Origin of the sequence: Micromonospora sp. (assembly GCF_048594385.1) — a bacterium.
GTDB lineage: Bacteria > Actinomycetota > Actinomycetes > Mycobacteriales > Micromonosporaceae > Micromonospora > Micromonospora wenchangensis.
In genome coordinates this window covers 1-3,800 of the sequence record NZ_JBMDWU010000438.1, presented here as the reverse complement: position 1 = coordinate 3,800, position 3,800 = coordinate 1, and the positions used below count along the sequence as shown (strand labels likewise).

Below are 3,800 nucleotides of genomic sequence, written 5' to 3'. Positions count from 1 at the left end.
CGGAAAAACACCCGGCTCCCCCACACCACCAGAACCCGGAAACTCCTCCAAAATCACATGCGCATTCGTCCCAGAAACACCAAACGCCGACACACCAGCACGACGAACACGACCCACCCCAGGCCACAAACGCGCCCGATCCAACAACGACACCGCACCCACAGACCAATCCACCCGCGAACTCGGCGCATCCACATGCAACGTCCGCGGCAACACCCCCCGCCCCAACGCCAACACCATCTTCACCACACCAGCCATACCCGCAGCCGCCTGCGCATGACCGATATTCGACTTCACCGAACCCAGCCACAACGGCCGATCAGCAGAACGCCCCTGACCATAAGTCGACAACAACGCCTGAGCCTCGATCGGATCACCCAACCGCGTCCCCGTCCCATGCGCCTCCACCACATCGACATCCACACCCGACAAACCCGCCGACACCAACGCCGCACGAATCACCCGCCGCTGAGAAGGACCATTAGGTGCCGTCAAACCATTCGACGCGCCATCCTGATTAACCGCCGAACCCCGCACCACCGCCAACACCCGATGACCCCGACGACGCGCATCCGACAACCGCTCCACCACCACCACACCCACACCCTCGGAGAAGCCCGTGCCGTCCGCCGCGTCCGAATAGGGCCGGCACCGCCCGTCGGGGGACAACGCACGTTGGTGACCGAAGTCCACGTAGAGACCGGGGGTGGACATGATGGTGGCGCCGCCGGCCAGGGCCAGCGAGCACTCCCCGGCCTGCAGCGCCTGCGCGGCCAGGTGCAGTGCCACCAACGACGACGAACACGCGGTGTCCACGGTGACCGCCGGGCCTTCCAGACCCATGACGTAGGAGACCCGGCCGGAGGCGACGCCGCCGGTGGTGCCCGAGCTGAGGTAGCCGGCCACGGCGTCGGGCGGCACGTCCACGCGGATGCCGTAGTCGTGATACATCAGGCCGGTGAACACCGCGGTGTCGCTGCCGCGCAGGGTGGCCGGGTCGATGCCGGCGTGTTCCAGGGCCTCCCAGGAGACCTCCAGCAGGTGCCGTTGTTGCGGGTCCATCGCGAGTGCCTCGCGGTGGGAGATGCCGAAGAAGTCGGCATCAAAGTCGGCCGCGTCGTGCAGGAAGCCGCCGCCCCGGGCGTAGGTGTGTCCGGAGCTGCCCGGCTCCGGGTCGTACAGGTCGTCGGGCCAGCCGCGGTCGGTCGGGAAACCGGTGATCGCGTCGCCCTCCTCGACGACGAACCGCCACAGGTCGTCGGCCGACCGGATGCCACCGGGGTAGCGGCAGGCCATCCCCACGATCACCACCGGGTCGTCGGCGGTGGCCCGGTTACCGGTGACGGCCTGGCGGCCGGGTGCGGAGGGGGTGTGCCGCCCGCCGGTCAGCTGCTGGCGCAGGTACTCCGCGAGGGTGCCCGGATCGGGGTGGTCGAAGACCAGGGTGGCGGGCAGCCGCAGGCCGGTGGCCCTGCCGAGCCGGTTGCGGAACTCGACCGCGAGCAGCGAGTCGAAGCCGATCTCCTTGAACGCCCGGTCGGGCCGGATCAGGTCGGGACTGTCGTGGCCGAGGACGGTGGCGGCGTGCGTGCGGACCAGGTCGAGCACCAGTCGTTGTTGCTCCTCGGCCGGTCTGCGGGCGAGCCGGCCGTCGAGCCGGTGCGGTGGGGAGGCGGGTGTGGTGGTGCGGCCGCGCAGCAGCGGGGAGGTCTCGTCTCCCGGTGTGCGGGTGAGCCGGGCCGCGACGAGTTCGGGCACGGGGGTCCGCAGGGCCGCGTCGAACAGCCGCAGGCCGTCGCCGACGGAGAGGGGGTGTACGCCGGCGCGGGCCAGTCGGGCCCGGTCGGCGTCGGTCATCGCCTCGGTCAGGCCGGTGTTCACCTCCCACAGGCCCCAGGCGATCGACTGTGCCGGCGCGCCGTGGGCGTGCCGACGCCGTGCGAGGCTGCCGAGTGCGGCGTTGGCGGCGGCGTACGCGGCCTGCCCCGCGTTGCCCAGGACGCCGACGACGGAAGAGAACAGCACGAAGAACGCCAGGTCCTGGTCGCGGGTCAGTTCGTCGAGCAGGACGGCCGAGGTGACCTTGGCGGCCATCACGCGGGCCAGTCGGTCCGGGGTGAGTGACGTGAGGGGGGCGTCGTCGAGGATGCCCGCCGCGTGCACGATGCCACCCACGCGTACGCCGCGCAGCGCCTCGCCCAGTGCGGCCCGGTCCGCCACGTCGACGGCCACGATGTCGGCGTCCAACTCCGCTGCCAGGTCGGCTGCCCCCGGGGCGGCCGGTCCGCTGCGGCTGAGCAGCAGCAGGCGGCGTACCCCGTGGTCGGCCTTCAGCCGACGGGCGATCAGGGCGCCCAGGGTGCCCGTGCCGCCGGTGACGACGACGGTGGACTGCGGGTCGACGGTGAGCGGGGTGTCGCCGGGGTGCGCGGGGACGAGCCGTGGCACGTGGGCGACGCCGTCGCGGAAGGCGAGTTGTGGTTCGTCCCAGCCGGCGACGTCGGGCGGCACGGCGCCGCCGTCGGAGTCCACCAGCACGAAGCGGCCCGGGTGTTCGGCCTGCGCCGACCGGACGAGGCCCCACACGGCGGCGCTGTCGAGGCCGGGTGGTTCGTCGTCCGCCGTGACGGCGCACGCCTGCCGGGTGGTGAGCACCAGTGGTTCGGGTGGGCCGGTCAGCCGCCGCTGCAGGATGTCCAGTACTGCTGCGGCGTCCTGGCCGGTGACGTCGACGACGTCGCCGGTGCCGGTGGCGGTCGGCGGGTCGAACCGCTGCCACGCGACGGTGAACAGGGCCCCGCCGGGCACACCGTCGCCGGCCGGGGCGCGCAGGGTCAACGCGTCGACGGTCAGCACGGGTGCGCCGGTCTGGTCGACGGCGTCGATCGCCACGGCGTCGGGTGCGACGCGGCGTAGTCGGGCGCGCAGCGCCGATCCGGCCGGTGCGTGCACGCTGACGCCGGTCCAGACGAACGGCAGGCCGCCTGCGGTCCCGCCGTCGAGCAGCGTCGCGGCGTGCAGCACGGCGTCGAGCAGCGCCGGGTGGACGATGTGCCCGCCGGTGGCCAGGTCGGTGCTCGTCTCGACGGTCACGTCGCCGTCGTGCGACCAGGCCGCGTCCAGGCCCCGGAACGCCGGCCCGTACTGGAATCCGCGTTCGTCGAGTTCCTCGTAGAGGCCGGTCAGCGGGATCTCGGTGCCCTCGGTGGCGGGGTGGTCGTCCGGTGGCCGCTGTGGTTCGCGGCTCAGGGTGCCGGTGGCGTGGCAGGTCCACGCGGGTGAGCCGGTGGCGTCCGTCCGGGCGTTGATCCGCACCGGGCGTTGGTCCGGTTGGTCGGCGGGGTCGATGACGACCTGCACCTCGACGGTTCCCGACGGGGGGAGCACCAGTGGGGTGGACAGGGTCAGTTCGGCGATGCGGGGGTATCCGGCGAGTTCACCGGCGGTCGCCGCGAGGTCGAGGAAACCGGTGCCGGGGAAGAGGACGTCTCCGCGTACCTTGTGGTCGGCCAGCCAGGGGTGGGTCCGGTGCGACATCGCGCCGAGCAGCACCAGACGTTCCGGGTCGGGGGTGCTCACCAGGGCCCGGAGGATGTCGTGCTCGATCCGGTCCAGACCGGTGCCGGTGCCGATGGTCGGCGGGCCGGTGGTGTCGGTGTGCCAGAAGTGTTCGTGTTGGAAGGGATACGTCGGCAACGCCACCCGAGCACCACCCACCAACGCCGCACCCCAATCAACCCCCACACCCCCCACAAACACCTCACCCAACGACAACAAAAACCGCCCCCAACCACCCTCAC

At 71.8% G+C, this 3,800-nt stretch carries 1 protein-coding gene; it reads right to left on the bottom strand.

All coding sequences use genetic code 11. The features are described 5' to 3' along the window. On the bottom strand, positions 1-3,702 hold a 3,702-nt coding region (locus ACOJTC_RS24035), incomplete at its 3' end, for an SDR family NAD(P)-dependent oxidoreductase (RefSeq protein WP_420118589.1). Positions 3,703-3,800: the final 98 nt, after the last annotated feature.